Source organism: Trueperella pyogenes, from assembly GCF_001070855.1.
In the GTDB taxonomy this organism is placed as follows: domain Bacteria; phylum Actinomycetota; class Actinomycetes; order Actinomycetales; family Actinomycetaceae; genus Pauljensenia; species Pauljensenia pyogenes_A.
In genome coordinates this window covers 1-15,480 of sequence record NZ_JVLH01000004.1, presented here as the reverse complement: position 1 = coordinate 15,480, position 15,480 = coordinate 1, and the positions used below count along the sequence as shown (strand labels likewise).

At 54.8% G+C, this 15,480-nt stretch carries 15 protein-coding genes and 1 other RNA gene; 9 read left to right on the top strand and 7 right to left on the bottom strand.

Features of this window, described 5'->3' with window-relative positions; genetic code table 11:
* Window positions 1-6: 6 nt before the first annotated feature.
* Together lipA and lipB are read right to left on the bottom strand one after the other, a co-directional pair.
* Entirely contained in the window at window positions 7-1,068 is a 1,062-nt protein-coding gene (gene lipA, locus ADG72_RS01050; protein WP_048711538.1) for a lipoyl synthase, read from the bottom strand.
* On the bottom strand, window positions 1,065-1,796 hold the full coding sequence (gene lipB / locus ADG72_RS01045; RefSeq protein ID WP_048711537.1) for a lipoyl(octanoyl) transferase LipB: 732 nt from the start codon (window positions 1,794-1,796) through the stop codon (window positions 1,065-1,067). Before lipB ends, lipA begins: the two co-directional genes overlap by 4 nt.
* A 99-nt stretch (window positions 1,797-1,895) precedes the next feature.
* Here lipB and ADG72_RS01040 point away from each other — a divergent pair, with 99 nt between their 5' ends.
* Window positions 1,896-2,741: a Nif3-like dinuclear metal center hexameric protein gene (locus ADG72_RS01040; RefSeq protein WP_048711619.1), complete on the top strand. Its 846-nt coding sequence runs from the start codon at window positions 1,896-1,898 to the stop codon at window positions 2,739-2,741.
* Entirely contained in the window at window positions 2,738-3,466 is a 729-nt protein-coding gene (locus ADG72_RS01035; protein ID WP_009748106.1) for a zinc ribbon domain-containing protein, read from the top strand. Before ADG72_RS01040 ends, ADG72_RS01035 begins: the two co-directional genes overlap by 4 nt.
* Window positions 3,467-3,489: 23 nt before the next feature.
* Here the strand turns inward: ADG72_RS01035 and ADG72_RS01030 are convergent, their stop codons facing one another.
* Window positions 3,490-4,311 carry a YaaA family protein gene (locus ADG72_RS01030; RefSeq protein WP_048711533.1) on the bottom strand — a complete coding sequence of 274 codons (822 nt, stop codon included), beginning with the start codon at window positions 4,309-4,311 and terminating at the stop codon, window positions 3,490-3,492.
* A 43-nt stretch (window positions 4,312-4,354) separates the two neighbouring features.
* Here ADG72_RS01030 and rnpB point away from each other — a divergent pair.
* Window positions 4,355-4,706: RNase P RNA component class A (gene rnpB / locus ADG72_RS08415), an RNA gene on the top strand.
* Window positions 4,707-4,775: 69 nt separating this feature from the next.
* On the opposite strand, the gene ppgK is transcribed toward rnpB, so the two are convergent.
* From ppgK to panB, 3 genes are all read right to left on the bottom strand, one after another.
* Window positions 4,776-5,528: a polyphosphate--glucose phosphotransferase gene (gene ppgK / locus ADG72_RS01025; RefSeq protein WP_019127044.1), complete on the bottom strand. Its 753-nt coding sequence runs from the start codon at window positions 5,526-5,528 to the stop codon at window positions 4,776-4,778.
* A gap of 71 nt (window positions 5,529-5,599) precedes the next feature.
* On the bottom strand, window positions 5,600-6,484 hold the full coding sequence (gene map, locus ADG72_RS01020; RefSeq protein WP_048711531.1) for a type I methionyl aminopeptidase: 885 nt from the start codon (window positions 6,482-6,484) through the stop codon (window positions 5,600-5,602).
* 13 nt (window positions 6,485-6,497) lie between these two features.
* Window positions 6,498-7,376, bottom strand: a complete 879-nt coding sequence (panB, locus tag ADG72_RS01015; RefSeq protein ID WP_048711529.1) for a 3-methyl-2-oxobutanoate hydroxymethyltransferase — start codon at window positions 7,374-7,376, stop codon at window positions 6,498-6,500.
* Window positions 7,377-7,515: 139 nt separating this feature from the next.
* Between panB and pheS the strand changes: the two genes are divergently transcribed.
* The 6 genes from pheS (at window position 7,516) to tyrS (ending at window position 15,275) form a co-directional block, all read left to right on the top strand.
* Window positions 7,516-8,607, top strand: a complete 1,092-nt coding sequence (pheS, locus tag ADG72_RS01010) for a phenylalanine--tRNA ligase subunit alpha (RefSeq protein WP_048711527.1) — start codon at window positions 7,516-7,518, stop codon at window positions 8,605-8,607.
* A gap of 1 nt (window position 8,608) precedes the next feature.
* Window positions 8,609-11,260: a phenylalanine--tRNA ligase subunit beta gene (gene pheT, locus ADG72_RS01005; protein ID WP_048711525.1), complete on the top strand. Its 2,652-nt coding sequence runs from the start codon at window positions 8,609-8,611 to the stop codon at window positions 11,258-11,260.
* Between the two features lie 53 nt (window positions 11,261-11,313).
* Window positions 11,314-11,799, top strand: a complete 486-nt coding sequence (locus tag ADG72_RS01000) for a flavodoxin domain-containing protein (protein WP_048711524.1) — start codon at window positions 11,314-11,316, stop codon at window positions 11,797-11,799.
* Between the two features lie 142 nt (window positions 11,800-11,941).
* A complete protein-coding gene (gene argR, locus ADG72_RS00995; RefSeq protein ID WP_048711522.1) occupies window positions 11,942-12,457 on the top strand; it encodes an arginine repressor in 516 nt (171 codons plus the stop codon).
* A 119-nt stretch (window positions 12,458-12,576) separates the two neighbouring features.
* On the top strand, window positions 12,577-13,935 hold the full coding sequence (locus ADG72_RS00990) for an O-antigen ligase family protein (RefSeq protein ID WP_048711521.1): 1,359 nt from the start codon (window positions 12,577-12,579) through the stop codon (window positions 13,933-13,935).
* Window positions 13,936-14,015: 80 nt separating this feature from the next.
* Complete coding sequence (tyrS, locus tag ADG72_RS00985; RefSeq protein ID WP_048711519.1) at window positions 14,016-15,275, top strand: tyrosine--tRNA ligase; 1,260 nt, start codon at window positions 14,016-14,018, stop codon at window positions 15,273-15,275.
* Between the two features lie 25 nt (window positions 15,276-15,300).
* Here tyrS and ADG72_RS08730 read toward each other — a convergent pair.
* A partial coding sequence (locus ADG72_RS08730; RefSeq protein WP_204372710.1) for a hypothetical protein occupies window positions 15,301-15,480 on the bottom strand: 180 nt, incomplete at its 5' end.

Sequence of the window (15,480 nt, the reverse complement as noted above, 5' to 3'; positions counted from 1 at the left end):
GCTCTGTCATTGTGCAGATTGCGCGGCAGCCATTGAACGATGGAGTTCCTGTCGCTTCTTCAAACGGTCGAGCACCGATCCAGCTTCCTGCAGGGTCGATCCCGAGTTTTCAATATGTGCCAGATGTGCGGGGATCTCGAAGCCTCGGGCGCGCATTCCCTTTGCCCACAACAATCCCGCGCGGTACGAGGAACGCACGAGTGGGCCTGCCATGACTCCGGCAAAGCCCATAGCCTCAGCTTCAGCAGAAAGCTCGATGAATTCTTCCGGGTGCACCCAACGGTCGATCGGGTGATGCAGGGGTGAGGGGCGCAGATACTGCGTGAGCGTGAGAAGATCACAGCCGGATTCATGAAGGTCACGCATGGCCTCGATAATTTCTTCTCGAGTTTCACCCATACCAAGAATCAGATTCGATTTGGTGACCATTCCGCCATCGTGGGCGCGCTGGATCATCGCGAGGGAACGCTCGTAACGGAAAGCTGGGCGAATTTTCTTAAAGATTCGCGGGACAGTTTCAAGATTGTGGGCAAAAACTTGGGGTGCAGCTTCAATGACCATGTCGATGGCCTCGTTCGAGCCGCGGAAGTCGTCGACGAGTAACTCAATACCAGTACCTGGGCTCTTGGCACGGATTTGGCGCGTTGTCTCTGCGTAGAGCCATGCTGCGCCATCGGGAAGGTCATCTCGGGTGACGCCGGTGATGGTTGCATAGCGAAGTCCCATCTGTGCGACCGATTCAGCGATACGTCGTGGCTCATCGCGGTCGTATTCTGTGGGGCGACCGGTGGCGATATCGCAAAAATCGCAGCGGCGTGTGCAGATTGCTCCGCCGAGTAGGAAGGTTGCCTCGCGGTCTTCCCAGCATTCGTAAATATTGGGGCAGCCGGCCTCTGCGCACACTGTATGCAGCCCTGCGCCGCGTGCAAGAGAACGCATGTCCTGGTAGTTCTCACCAGCGCGAGCAGTTGTGCGAATCCATTCAGGCTTGTGCTCGATCGGGGTTTGTGCGTTGCGAACTTCAACGCGCAGCAGCTTGCGTCCTTCGGGATCAGGCAGGGTGCTCATTGCGTGGGTCCTTCCGACTGTGATTCCGACGAGGCCGTCGGTGCGAATGCGCCAGCGGGGGCTTCTTCCCAGTGAATTGGCTCTGGGTGCGTGGCTAATTGAGGGGTAATGGACTGGATCAAATGGGGGACAAGCAGATGAGCAGCATGAGGCACATCTGAGTAGATCCCTTCCCATGAGAGTGAAGCAACGTCGGCATCAGTTAAGCCGCAAGGGATGATTCCGCTAAATGCATGTGCAGGATCGATCGCCACGTTCAGGGCGATTCCGTGCATGGTGGCGCCGCGTGCAACTTTGAGGCCGATCGCGCAGATCTTTCGATCTCTACCTTGAGATCCGCGCAGCCAGACTCCGGCTCTTCCTTCGATTCGTTCGACGGGAAGTCCCCACTCTTTTCGTAGGGTTTGCAGAACGCCATTTTCTACGCTTCGGATCCAAGCGTAGAGGTCCACTGGTTCTCGCAAGCGAACAATCGGGTAGATAACAACTTGTCCGGGGCCATGCCAGGTGGCGGATCCTGCCCTGTCGACGTGGATGATGGGCACAGTTGAGTCCGGGATATCTTCAGGTTTTGTGTGACGTCCCGCAGTCCACGCGGGTGCGAACTCGGCGACGATCAGAGTGTCTTCGGCCTGTCCTGAGGCCACTTGGTCGTGAAGAGTATGTTGGAAGTCATTCACGGCCGAATAATCGGTGAGTCCGCTAGGGATGAGGTTTAAAATCCGCACCCCTCAATTTTAGTTGTGGGTAATTCCTGTGTCTTGGTTAGTGAGTGGGACATTCGTCCTATCGGTGTGACCTGTCAGTCACCCGGCTACACTAAAGCTATGACGAAGTGGAATGTTGGTGACGTTCGTTCGCTGATGAATCAGTGGTATCCGCCTGAAAGTGCCCATGGATGGGACAAGGTCGGATTAATTACCGGAGCGCCACAGGCTCAGGTTGATCGAATTCTTCTTGCGCTAGATCCCACCCAGGCAGTGGTCGAGGAAGCTCTGCAGTGGGGTGCAAATATGATCATCACTCACCACCCCCTACTGCTGAGAGGGGCATCCTTCCTTAATCACGAAAGTGCGAAGGGACGAATCATCTCCGCGCTGAATCGCCATGAGATTGCGCTTTTTAATGCTCATACCAATGGTGACGTCGCACAAGATGGCGTTGCGCAGGCCTGTGCGCAGGCACTAGAGCTCAGCGATATCGAAGTACTTTCACCCGAAGGCGTGAATGCTGATGGTCAAGCGATCGGTTTGGGAAGGATTGGCTCCATCAAGCCAACACCTTTGCGTGAGTTCGCTTATACGGTTGCGCGGGTGATGCCGAAAGGACCAACGGGCCTCTTGGTCGGAGGAGATCTCGACGGTGTGGTTCGACGTGTAGCGGTTAGTCCCGGTGCTGGAGACTCGATGTTTGATGCTGTACGTGCCAGTAACGCTGACGTTTTTATCACCGCTGATCTACGTCATCATCCGGCCAGCGAATTCCTTGAGGATGGTGGCTGCAGTCTGATTTGTGCCAGTCATTGGGCAACGGAAAGCCTGTGGCTTCCTGTCCTCGCACAGAAACTGAGGGAAGAAGCACGCCGCTTGGCTATCACCTGTGAGGTGAAAGTCTCTACCATTGTCACAGAACCTTGGAGCCTACATTTGGATACGGAGGGAAGTTACCTGTGAAAGCGCCTCATCCTCAGCAACTTGTCCTGCTTGAGCTACAAAAGCTAGACCAGAAAGAATCTGCCCTGCGCCACCGTCGCCAGGCTCATCCGGCACATGAGACAGTTCGAGAGCTTGCTGGACGTCTTGCTGACCTGCAGCGTGCTGCGGTTACGCAAGGAGCCGTTATTTCAGACTGCGAACGTGAGGTGGCCCGGATCGAGGATGAGATCCAACGTGTTAAGGCTCGCCGGGATCGCCAGAACGAACGTATCGAAAAGAACCAGGTTCCCCTGCGTGATATTAATTCGATGCAACATGAAATCGCTCAGATGGATTCGCGTATTGCCCGCTTAGAAGAAGAGCAACTCGCTGCTGAAGAGCGCACGGAATCAGCACGTGCCGCCCGTGAGCAGATGAATGCGGAAGCTCAGGCTATTGAGGCGGATATCGAAGCAACTAAGGCCCGCTTCCTTGAAGAGGTCGCTCAGCTTGATGATGAGCTTCGTGGCGTGATTGCCCAGCGTCGTGAACGTGCTGGCCAGATTGATCCCGAGCTTCTTGACGAATATGAGAGCGCACGTTCAAAGAATGGAGCGCTCGCGGTGATCGAAGTTCGTGATGGGAACCCAATGGGCTTTGCAGAGCTCTCTCCCATGGAACTTGAGCGTATTCGCCTGACTCCCGCCGATGAACTCTACTTTGCCGAGGAAACCGGTCAGATCGTTGTGAGGACCCGGGCCTAGATCTTTTAGTGAATCTAGATCCCTCAGTCCTCGACTGTTACCAGCGTGAGAGTACGCGCACTGCCGCCCTGGAAAGTCGTTTTTGCGGGGGAGACTTCGATTTCTTTCACATGGCTTATGGTGCCTCGTGCATCGTGAGATCGTAGCGTTGGTGTCACTTCGGCTAAGGCATCTTCCAAATCGCTAGTGTCTTCAATCCCGCTGCATCGCAAAGCTAATGCCCCGCTGAGCATTCCGCGCCATTTTTTCGCGTTGTGAGAGACAACGGAACGTTTGCCGTTTCGCAGGCGTTCAACGCGAACTTCCCACAGGTGTGCCCACGGCGCCAGACAGGCCTGCTTGTAGTCACTTGAGCGGCAATCAAGAACGAGCTTTCCAGAATAATCTTCTGCGAGCGCGCTGCCCAAGACTGACTTCCACAAGGAGGTGACGTTTCCAAGCGCGGGGAGCTTTGTTCCCATCGCAAGGCGGTGTAAAGGAATGAGGTCAGTTGGCTTCAGCGCACCAAATAGTCCTGAGAAGATCGTGATGTGTTGGCTTCCTTCCCCTGTCCATGCACGGGGTTCTTGGGCGGTAAGGGCGTCGAATAGTACGCCGTTAAAAACTGCCGAGGCCGGTGCGCAGCTTTGGGACATCAGCACTTGGTTGGCCTCAATTTCTGCTGAGTGACGAAGACTGGCATTGAAGATCTGATGCGCCTGTTCTTCATCAGTGATTTGTGCACAGGCGTCGATGATCTTTTTACGCGTATCTGTCAAAGACGGGAAAGAGAGTGCTGAGAGGCTAAGAGATGGACCTTCTCCAGGCGGGTTCTTTCCTTCAGATGGGGGCAGCCAAATTTCCACGCCTCCACACTAGTGGGAAACGCGCTAAAATTCCCTGTGCATGCCAGTCGACTGGGCGGCCGCGCGGCTTTTGTCTCGAGGAACGTCCGGGCTCCACAGGGCAGGATGGTGGCTAACAGCCACCCGAGGTGACTCGCGGGCTAGTGCCACAGAAAACAAACCGCTGCATAGAGCAGTAAGGGTGAAACGGTGAGGCAAGAGCTCACCAGCGATACGGGTGACCGTATCGGCTAGGTAAACCCCATCCGGAGCAAGACCGAGCAGCAGACGTTAAGAGGTGCCCCTTCGCTGTCTGCGGGTAGGTTGCTTGAGACCATCGGCAACGGTGGTCCTAGATAGATGGTCGCCACTACGAATACGTAGAACAGAACCCGGCGTACAGGTTGGCTGTCATGCAAGTGTGGCCGCTCGTTAACCCGAGCGGCCACACCTTTTAGTTTATTTGCCAGTCGATGAGTGCCCGTTTACTTATGAGCTGCGCGCGCGGCCTCGTAAGCCGCACCAACAATACCGGCGGTATTACGTAGCTTTGCGGGGACAACGGGGGTACGGAGGTTCAGCAGGGGGAGGAACTTCTCGTGATTAGCACTCACTCCGCCACCGATAACGAAAAGGTCGGGGGAGAAGAGCATCTCAACGTGCGAGTAGTAGCGCTGGAGGCGCCCTGCCCATGTGACCCAATCCAGTTTCTGCGCGGTCTTCTGACCTGCAGAAGCTTGAGTTTCGGCATCGTGGCCGTCAATCTCAAGGTGACCAAGTTCTGAATTTGGAATTAAGACACCATCATTGATGATGGCCGATCCGATTCCTGTTCCAAGAGTGGTGACAATGACAACTCCGGGAACATCTTTAGCGGCACCGTAGATCGCTTCGCCTAATCCGGCGGCATCGGCATCATTTAGAGCAACGATGGTTCGCCCCAAGTGGCGATCCATGAGCTCGACAACATCGATTCCTGCCCATGATGGATCAAGATTCGCCATAAAGGGAACTCGTCCATGAATAATTGGCGCGGGGAAGGTGATCCCGACGGGAATATCATCGGTGACGCCGAGCTGGTGCAGAAGCTCACCGCAGACCTGTGCAACTGAATCTGGAGTCGCCGGGGCCGGGGTTTCGATCACTACGCTTTCGCAGGAGTAGGTCCCTGTTTCAAGATCAACAAGGGCACCCTTGACACCTGAACCGCCAATATCAATTCCACATGCAAGTGTCATGTTGTTCTCCTTCGAAGGCCTTTTCTCTAAGGATAACCGTCTTTATCGGATCGTTAAAATTCACGCCAGAATTATGGAAGCGTCAGGATTTCAGCGCCGTTTTCTGTGACAACGATTGTGTGCTCGAACTGTGCAGAGCGGCCGCGATCTTTTGTCACGACTGTCCACTGATCATCCCATTGTTCCCATTCAACTCCGCCCAGATTCAGCATGGGCTCAATGGTGAAAACCATGCCTTCTTCCATGATTTCGCTGTGTGCGGGGGCAGTGTCGTAGTGGGGGACAATCAAACCTGAGTGAAAGGCCTCGCCGACACCGTGTCCGGTGTAGTCACGAACAACACCGTAGTTGAAACGATGTGCGTAGGATTCAATAACCCTGCCAATTACATTGATCTCTCGACCAGGGCGAACAGCCTTGATGCCGCGCATCATCGCTTCACGTGTACGCTCGATCAGAAGATGGGACTCTTCATCAACGGTCCCGACTTCGAACATCGCGCATGTATCTCCATGCACGCCGTCGTAATAAGCGGTGATGTCGACATTGATAATGTCGCCATCTTCAAGGGGACGATCATCGGGGATACCGTGGCAGATTACTTCGTTGATTGAGGTGCACAGGGACTTCGGAAATCCCATGTACCCCAAGCATGAGGGGTAGGCATCGCGCGAAATAATGAAATCGTGGCCGATACGATCCAATTCGTCAGTGGTTACCCCAGGACGAATTGCTTCCCCCACTGCTTGGAGAGCCTGTGCTGCGATTTGGCCGGCTTTGCGGATTTTCTCAATGGTTTCCGGTGTCTTGATATCAGAGGCAGTGATTACTTCTGGACCCGAGTGGTACATGTATTCCGGACGATCAATGTGTGCCGGGACAGGACGACGCGGAGAAATTATCCCAGGTTTGAGATTGCCAAGCGGGGCGCGCTCGGCACCAGTTGAGTGCGACATTGCGGTGTAGTCCTTAGTTTGTTCGGTAATTCTCGGTTGAGGGGAATGAGCCGTCGCGAACACAGGAGATATAGCTTTGTGTCGCGGAGTGGAGTTCTTGACCGATCTGCGCGAAACGGCGTGCAAAGGAAGGCGACCACGAGGTCATACCGGCCATATCCGACCAGACCAAAACCTGCCCGTCGGTGTGTGGGCCCGCACCGATTCCAATCGTAATGATCGAAAGTTCCTGACTCAGTTGAGTGGCTATCGGTTCAGGGACCATTTCAAAGACGACTGCGAAAGCGCCTGCGTTAGCTAATGCATGGGCATCGCGCGCAAGGATCTGTGCACCTTCGCCGCGTCCTTGAACGCGAGGCCCACCCAAAGCGTTTTCAGATTGAGGGGTGTAGCCCAGGTGTGCCACGACCGGAATACCCGCCTCGGTCAAGAGCTTGACGGTCTCGGCGCGCTGCGCACCGCCTTCGAGCTTGACAGCGTGTGCACCTGCCTTCATCAGGCGGACTGCGTTTGTAAGGGCGTGGGCGGGGGAGGCCTCGTAACTGCCAAAGGGGAGGTCCGCGACGATGAAAGCACGTTTACTTGCCCGTGCAACGGAGGAAGTGGCGCGTTCCATGTCCTCAATAGTGACCGGTAGCGTCGAGGAATATCCCAGAACAACGTTGCCCAGTGAATCTCCCACCAAGATCATATCGATCCCGGCCTGATCAAAAATCGAGGCAGTGAGTGCGTCATAGGCCGTTAACATCGAAATCTTAACGCCCTGCTCTTTTGCTGCCTGAAGGTGCTGAATACGGATCCGTTTCTTGTCTAGAGGGCCTTGGGAAGCCTGAGAAGGGGAGGGCGAAGCATCCGTGCGAGGCGCTGAATCGTCAGCGAGGTAACCCGTCATTCTTTTCCTTTCGTTGCCCTATGAGCCTAGTCCGCACTACGGCTTCGTTCCAGCCAGAAGAAGCTGTTGACCTACAATGAAGAAAACCCTCGTATTTTGACGAGGAAAAATGCTGACACCAATCATAGGAGAGTAGGACATGACCGGCACCGCTGGTGGCCTCAATCCCTTGGATGAGCAGGCAATTGAAGAGCTCGTTACTCAAGCAACTTCAGCTATTGCTCATACCGAAACCCTCGATGAATTGAAAGCAGTTCGCCTGGAATTTATGGGAGACTCAGCTGCTCTTGTCCAGGCAAACCGTGGAATCGGGCAATTGGATCCGAAAGATCGAGGCGTTGCTGGTCGTCTTTTGGGAGGTGCCCGCTCGCGCATTACCCAGGCATTGGAGGAGCGTCAGGAGCTCCTTCAGGAACGCCATGACGCGCAGGTCTTGGTGAGCGAAGCTGTAGACGTCACCATTCCTACCGCGCGCGAGCGTCAAGGTGCACGTCATCCCCTGGAAACGATCATGGAAGAGATTTCGGATTTCTTCGTCGGAATGGGATGGCAGATTGCAGAGGGACCGGAAATTGAACACGAGTGGTTCAACTTCGATTCTTTGAATTTCGATATCGATCACCCCGCGCGCCAAATGCAGGACACGCTCTACATTGATGGTCGCAGCGTCGGTGGTGAAAATGAAGAAGATGGCCACTTGGTGATGCGAACACACACATCGCCCGTGCAATCGCGTTCGATTCTTTCTCGAGGCGTTCCTCTGTACATGGCTTGCCCCGGCAAGGTCTTTCGCTCCGATGCGCTGGATGCGACACACACCCCTGTCTTCCACCAAGTTGAAGGACTAGCGATCGATCGCGGTCTGACAATGGCGCATCTTAAGGGCGTGCTCGATCACTTTGCTCGTCACATGTTCGGCCCCGATGCGAAGACGCGTTTGCGTCCGTCGTTCTTCCCCTTCACCGAACCCAGCGCGGAAATGGATTTGTGGTTCCCCCAAAAGAAGGGCGGAGCCGGCTGGATTGAATGGGGCGGTTGTGGAATGGTCAACCCGAATGTTCTTCGAGCAACGGGTATCGATCCTGAGGTTTACACAGGTATTGCCTTCGGTGTTGGTGTCGAACGAACCCTGATGCTGCGAGACGGCATCGCAGACATGCATGACATTGTCGAGGGCGATGTGCGTTTCTCTGAGCAATTCGGCGTTAATGGACTGGGAAGGGGCAACTGACATGCCAATGGTTCCAATGAGCTGGCTGCGTGACTATGTCGATGCAGATCCGGCAATGACCACCGAGGAGCTCGCAGCTGCCCTGGTTCGCGTCGGGCTTGAGGAAGAGACTATTCACCCGGCTCGTGTCAGCGGTCCGCTTGTCGTCGGGCGTGTTCTGACGCGCGATGAGTTTGAAGCGTCCAATGGCAAGCTCGTGAATTATTGCCGTGTTGATGTTGGAGAGCACAATGACGCTCCCGGCACGGGTAAAGAACCTAGTGATCTCCCATCACGAGGCATTATTTGTGGCGCACACAATTTCGAGGTTGGCGACTATGTCGTTGTCTCACTTCCGGGTGCGGTTCTTCCCGGTCCCTTTGAAATTGCTGCCCGAAAGACCTATGGCCATGTTTCTGATGGCATGATGTGCTCGGCGCGCGAACTCGGCTTGGGTGAAGACCATAACGGCATCATCATCTTGCAGAAGGACTTCCCCGATGCAGAGCTGCCCGCTGTTGGCCACAGCGTGATTTCCTTCCTTGGCTTGGGCGAAGAGGTTTTGGAAATTAACGTCACTCCGGACCGTGGCTACTGCTTCTCTATGCGAGGCGTCGCTCGTGAGTTCTCACATTCGACGGGCGCGGCCTTCCGCGATCCTGGAATGGTTGGCACTCTTGTGTCTTCGGTTCCCGAGGCGAACGAGGCCGGTTTCCCCGTTGTGGTTGCTGACAGTGCTCCCATCCATGGGCGCGTGGGTGCTGACCGTTTTGTGACTCGTATTGTTCGCGGTGTCAACCCCAAGGCTCCTACTCCTCGTTGGATGGTTGAGCGTTTGGAGATGGCAGGGATGCGTTCGCTGTCTCTGGCAGTTGATATTACGAACTACGTCATGCTGGATCTGGGGCAGCCTATGCACGCCTATGATCTATCCGCACTTGCTGCACCGATCGTGGTTCGCCGTGCTCGCGCAGGTGAAGAATTGACAACTTTGGACGAGGTCACTCGTTCTTTGGATCCCGAAGATTTGGTGATTTCTGATTCGCCCAGTGGTGAAGAAGGCTCGCGGCTCTTGGGCATCGCCGGCGTGATGGGTGGTGCTTATTCCGAGGTCGAGGATTCGACCACTGATATTCTCCTCGAGGCTGCGCACTTCGATGCGGTTTCTGTTGCTCGTTCTTCGCGCCGTCACAAGCTGCACTCTGAGGCAGCGAAGCGTTTCGAACGTGGAACTGACCCGCTCCTTCCTGCGGTTGCAGCGCAGCGCGCTGTTGATCTGCTTGTTCAATACGGTGGCGGTCAGGCTGACCCTGCAGTTTTTGATCTCAACACTTTGCCAGTGCCGACGAGCTATGAGTTTGCGTTGAGCGATGCTGAGCGTCTGACTGGCGTTTCCTACGCTCCCGAGCGTGTTTGTGAGTTGCTTGAGCAGGTCGGATGTGTCCTTGAGGATATTGATGGGCAGCGCGTTCGCGTGACTCCTCCTTCATGGCGGCCTGATCTCACGGGTTCTGCACACTTTGTGGAAGAGATTGCGCGTTTGGATGGCTATGACCGTATTCCCTCGGTTTTGCCGACAGCCCCTGCAGGTACTGGTTTGACTACTGCCCAGCGCGCACGTCGTTTGGTGGCCCAGGGACTGGCCCACGCTGGGCTTACCGAGGTGGAAAGTTATCCCTTCGTTTCAGACTCTTTCGATAAGCAGGGCCTGAGTGCGAATGACCCTCGCCGTCGTGCTGTCAAGCTGCGTAATCCGCTTGCCGATGATGCGCCACTGCTTCGTACTTCGGTTCTGGACACCTTGCTGGATACCGCCGCACGCAACTGGGCTCGCGGTATCCCTTCGGTTGCGATTTTCGAAATCGCAAAGGTTGTTCATCCCGAGGGTGTGGTCCCCACCGGGTTGATTTCTGCAGAGCACCGTCCCAGTGACGCGCAACTTGCAGCACTTGAAGCAGGGACTCCTTCCCAGCCGTGGCATGTTGGCGCAGTACTGGCTGGTAATGCCCGACCCGCGGGAATTCTTGATTCGCAACGTAATTTCGATTGGGCAGATGCAGTCGAGGTTGCGCGCTCAATCTGCGATCAATTGGGGGTGCGCGTCGAGGTCACGCGTGCTTGGCTTGCTGAACCCTCAACGCTTAAGGGGCCTCGAGTTCCCGAGGCTGCAACGGATCCCGCTGAGGTCGCTCCTTGGCACCCGGGGCGGGTTGCTCGTATTTTCGCCCGTCAGGGTAAAGATTGTGTTGAACTCGCCCTTGCTGGTGAGCTCTCGCCGAAGGCGTGTAAGGCTTTTGGATTGCCTGCACGAGCCTGCGCCCTCGAGCTTGACGTCGATGCATTGATCTCTGTGATGAGCGATGAACCCATGCAGGTTAAGCCTGTCTCGACATATCCTGCAGCGAAAGAAGACCTTGCACTGGTTGTTCCGACGAATGTTCCTGTAGCACGTGTTGAACAGGTCATTCGCCAGGCTGCGGGTGCATTGATCGAAGATCTGGTCCTCTTTGACATTTACGAGGGCGACCAGGTTCCTGAGGGTTGCCGTTCTCTTGCCTTCTCTGTGCGCCTTCGCGCCAGCGATCACACCTTGACTCCGGATGAGGTGCAAAAAGTTCGTGCTGACATCGTTAGCAAGACAGGAAAGGTTCTTGGAGCAACGCTGCGCGGATGATCAAGTTTCCTCTTGCTAGGATTAATGTGGTTATTGGCGCGAAGGAGTAGTTAATGAAGGTTTTAGTAACAGCGGCTTCACATCACGGTGCAACCATTGAAGTTGCGGATGCGATTGCACGCCGTCTGACCAGCGATGGTTTTGAGGTTGTCCGCAAGTCGCCCGAAGAGGTTGACTCACTTGATGGCTTTGATGCAGTGATCTGCGGATCTGCTGTGTACATGACCCAGTGGCTGCCTGAAGCTCACGACTTTATGGAACGTTTTGCTCAGCAGCTTCATAAGCTACCCGTGTGGGCTTTCTCCGTCGGTATGAATGGTGTTCCCAAGCATGTTCCGCAAGATCCCAGCAGGATCGGTCCTGTGCTGACCCGTGTCGATGCAAAGGAACTGCGTTCCTTTGCTGGACGGTACGATCCTTCGATCTTGTCGCTGCGTGAGCGTGCGATTGTTCGACTTGCAGGCGCTGTTGAAGGCGATTTCCGTGATTGGAATGCAATTGACCAGTGGGCAGACTCCATTGCAGAGCAACTGAAGTAGGAGTGAGGTATCACTAACTTCTGCATCGCTTAGAAAACGGGCCGTGTGCGCGAAGATTTTCGCACACGGCCCGTTTCTCGCTTACACTGGTGCAACGGGAGTGGAGTCAATGTCGATTCACGGACGTAGTTAAGGGGTTTTGATGTCATCTGAAGCGACACCTCAAACGAAGGCTGGCCGCCACGCGGCGATTCGAAATCTTTTGGTCTCCCAAACCATTAGTTCGCAAGAGCAGCTTCGCAGTGCATTGGGAAGCCAAGGAATTGAAGTCACTCAGGCCACCCTTTCTCGCGATCTCATGGAAATGCGCGCAACAAAGATGCGCGATCGAAGTGGTGCGCTGATTTACTCGGTTCCCAATGCTGATGGTTCGCAGTCCCATGAGGCTGAAGCCAGTGTTGAACGCCTTCAGCGGTGGCTTCAAACTCTCCTTGTCACTTCAACATGCGTGGGAAATCAATTGGTTTTGCGCACTCTTGTTGGAGCAGCGAACCTTCTTGGTTCTGCTCTTGACGTTGCACGCATTGACGACGTTGTGGGAACGATCGCGGGTGACGACACCGTCTTGATTATCTGCACCAGTGCTCAAGGCGCCCTTAACGCTCAGGACTACCTGACATCCTTGGCTGGGGGAGGATCCCAACCGAGCGCACTCTAAGGACGATCGATTCTTAGGTTTTCATCAAACACAGCCGTGCCCGCTAGCCTGTCGCTAGCGGGCACGGCTTCTTGCGGCTATTCTCCCTACTAGAATTTCTTTCTGTCTTGAGGACATGCGTGAATACAACAGTTAGCTCTCGAGCCGAGTCGCTGCTGCCCATTGCGGGGGTCGCGATTTTCTTCTTGGCCTTTGCGGGCCAAGGAGTTCGCAACACATTCGGTTGGCTCGGATTTGGCATCATCACCGTTTTGGTTTTGGTCGCATGCTGGGTCGTGTTTTTTGCTGCCGGACGACGTGTGACCTTACGAAGGATTTCGCTGTCTGTTTCTTCCTACATCGTGCTCTGCTGTCTGTCGGTGATTTGGAGCCAGTACCGTCTTGAAACTTTCGCCTCAGCTCTGATTACTCTTGCCACGAGCTCCGCTGGGATACTTGTGGCAATTGCTTTTCCGCTTCGACAGATGCTGAAAGTATTTATGGATGCGATGAAGATCGTTGTTGTTTTGTCGTATCTTCTTGAGTTGTGGGTCGCGCTCTTCGTTGGCCATCGAATTCCTCCCATGTATATGCGCCATTGGAAAGAAGTCCCAGAGCTCTATTACTGGATCAATGACTCCCTGTTTAAGGGAGGGCCGATTCAAGGTTTCGTGGGAAACCGCAATCCTTTAGCGTTTATTGCGCTCTTACTGCTTCTGTGCGTGCTTGTTTTCTGGATCCAGGATCGAAATCAGCATGTTCGCAATTTACTGTGGGTGTGTGCCTGCGTTGGCATTCTTATTCTCACCGGTTCGGCAACAGTGTTCGTTGCCATGCTGGTTTCCGTCAGCGCACTCGTCTTCCTTTTGATCATCCGTCATCTCGGGTTCTATGAGCGGCGTTTCGCTGTTCGTGTGGCTTTGACCGCTGCGGCCAGTTTCCTGCTGGTGGCTGTTGTGATGAAGGATCAGGTAACTGAGATACTGGGACGCAGTTCTGACATGACTGGGCGCGGTGTTATTTGGGCGAAGCTTTTGGAATTGTGGACCGAGCATCCCCTTCTCGGCTGGGGATGGGTTGTGATGTGGCCCCCGTGGTTGCCTCTGTTCAAGAACCTTGTCGTTCGTCCGGATGGTACTCCAACAATGCAGGCGCATAACGCTTACATCGAGGCACTATTCCAAACTGGCATTGTCGGGCTTATGCTCTTGGCCTTCGCGGTGTTGTGGGTCATGATTCGTGTCTTCCGTGTTGCCCTTCGCGATCTTGAGAGTGATCTGATTCCCGTCCTCGCCGCTGTTCTTATGCTGGCGATGTTCGTCCAGTCATTCACCGAGTCTCGTTTGCTCACTGAGGGTAACTGGGTTCTCTTCGTGGCTTTTGCTACCTGGCTGAAGGTTCGAGCAGAATCAATTGATTTTCACCCGCCTCGACGTGGGGATGAGGCCTCGCGTCGGCTAGGTGCTGCCGGCTACGCAGACCGATCTGCGGCCTCGTAAGACTAAGACGCGTCCTTTAAGGCGAGTCTTTTCCCGTACACTGTATTGCGCACGTATTCCAACAAGAAGAAGGTATTTCCGTGACCGATATTATTGACGACCTCCAATGGCGTGGTCTGATTGCTCAGCACACTGATCTTGATGCACTTCGTGCTCACTTTGCGCAGGGCCCGGTCACTTTCTATTGCGGTTATGATCCGACAGCTCCTTCACTTCACCACGGTCACCTTGTTCAGCTGATCGTTATGCGTCACCTGCAACTCGCGGGACACCGTCCGCTTGCACTCGTGGGTGGCGCAACGGGCCAGATTGGCGACCCGCGTCAAAGTGGCGAGCGCCAACTCCAGCCCACTGAAGTTGTCCAGGGGTGGGCGGATCGCTTGCGTGCGCAGATTTCTCGTTTTCTTGACTTCGAGGGTCCTGCAGCAGCGCGAATGGTGAACAACCTCGATTGGACGCAAGAGATGAGCGCTATTGATCTCTTGCGTGGGATCGGTAAGTACTTCCGTGTTGGCACCATGCTCAACAAGGATATTGTTGCGCGCCGTATTGCCTCTGACGAGGGTATTTCCTACACGGAATTCTCGTACCAGATCCTTCAGGCAAATGACTACCTTGAACTTTTCCGTCGCTATGGTTGCACCCTTGAGACCGGCGGGAATGATCAGTGGGGCAATATGGTTGGTGGCGTCGATCTGATCCATAAGATCGAAGGCGCCGATACCCATGTGATGACGACACCCATTATTACTAAGGCCGATGGAACCAAGTTTGGCAAGTCCGAGGGCGGTGCCATCTGGCTCGATCCTGAGATGATGAGCCCCTACGCCTTCTACCAGTTCTGGTTGCAGGTTGCCGATGACGATGTGGTTCGTTTTCTGAAGATCTTTACTTTCCTCTCGCGCGAAGAGATCGAGGCTCTTGAGGTTGAGGTCGCAGAGCGTCCGCATCAGCGCGCTGCACAGAAAGCATTGGCTGCCAGCGTCACTGCGTTGGTTCACGGTCAAGAGGAGCTTGAGCGTGTGCAGGCTGCGACCGAGGCCTTGTGGGGGACCGGTGATCTTTCGTCGATTGACGAGGCCACCCTGGCTGCTGCGACAAGTGACCTCCCGCGCGCGGAACTTCCGTTGGGGGCGACTCTTGTTGACGCTCTTGTAGAGACCGGCCTTGAAAAGGGGCGCAGTGCTGCGCGTCGTACCCTCGCGGGTGGTGGAGCATACGTCAATAAGGTCAAAGTGGAAGACGAAGAGGCAGTGCTGAGTGCGGATGATCTGCTGGCTGGCGGGCTGGTTTTGATCCGTAAGGGCCGCAGGAATCTGGCTGTAGTTGCTGTCCGATGAGCCGTTTTTAAAGGTGTGCTCGTCGTCATAGTGTTTTGATTTGACGGCGAGCCTCTAAACGGCCTAATCTATAACTCGTTGCGCTGAGGGCGACGGAAACGTTGCAAGGCGCTAAAGCCCCTTTGAGATTCATCCTCGGGTGAATTGCAAATGTGGGGGTGTTGTTTGTGAACTCGATAGTGTGTTTGTTTTTTGTTTTTATGCC

What these genes read in the sequence shown, in the direction of transcription:
- pheS (WP_048711527.1), top strand. Translation starts at nt 7,516, where the DNA reads ATGACCGGCACCGCTGGTGGCCTCAATCCCTTGGATGAGCAGGCAATT.
- lipA (WP_048711538.1), bottom strand. Translation starts at nt 1,068, where the DNA reads ATGAGCACCCTGCCTGATCCCGAAGGACGCAAGCTGCTGCGCGTTGAA.
- map (WP_048711531.1), bottom strand. Translation starts at nt 6,484, where the DNA reads ATGTCGCACTCAACTGGTGCCGAGCGCGCCCCGCTTGGCAATCTCAAA.
- ADG72_RS01040 (WP_048711619.1), top strand. Translation starts at nt 1,896, where the DNA reads ATGACGAAGTGGAATGTTGGTGACGTTCGTTCGCTGATGAATCAGTGG.
- argR (WP_048711522.1), top strand. Translation starts at nt 11,942, where the DNA reads ATGTCATCTGAAGCGACACCTCAAACGAAGGCTGGCCGCCACGCGGCG.
- pheT (WP_048711525.1), top strand. Translation starts at nt 8,609, where the DNA reads ATGCCAATGGTTCCAATGAGCTGGCTGCGTGACTATGTCGATGCAGAT.
- ppgK (WP_019127044.1), bottom strand. Translation starts at nt 5,528, where the DNA reads ATGACACTTGCATGTGGAATTGATATTGGCGGTTCAGGTGTCAAGGGT.
- ADG72_RS01000 (WP_048711524.1), top strand. Translation starts at nt 11,314, where the DNA reads ATGAAGGTTTTAGTAACAGCGGCTTCACATCACGGTGCAACCATTGAA.
- panB (WP_048711529.1), bottom strand. Translation starts at nt 7,376, where the DNA reads ATGACGGGTTACCTCGCTGACGATTCAGCGCCTCGCACGGATGCTTCG.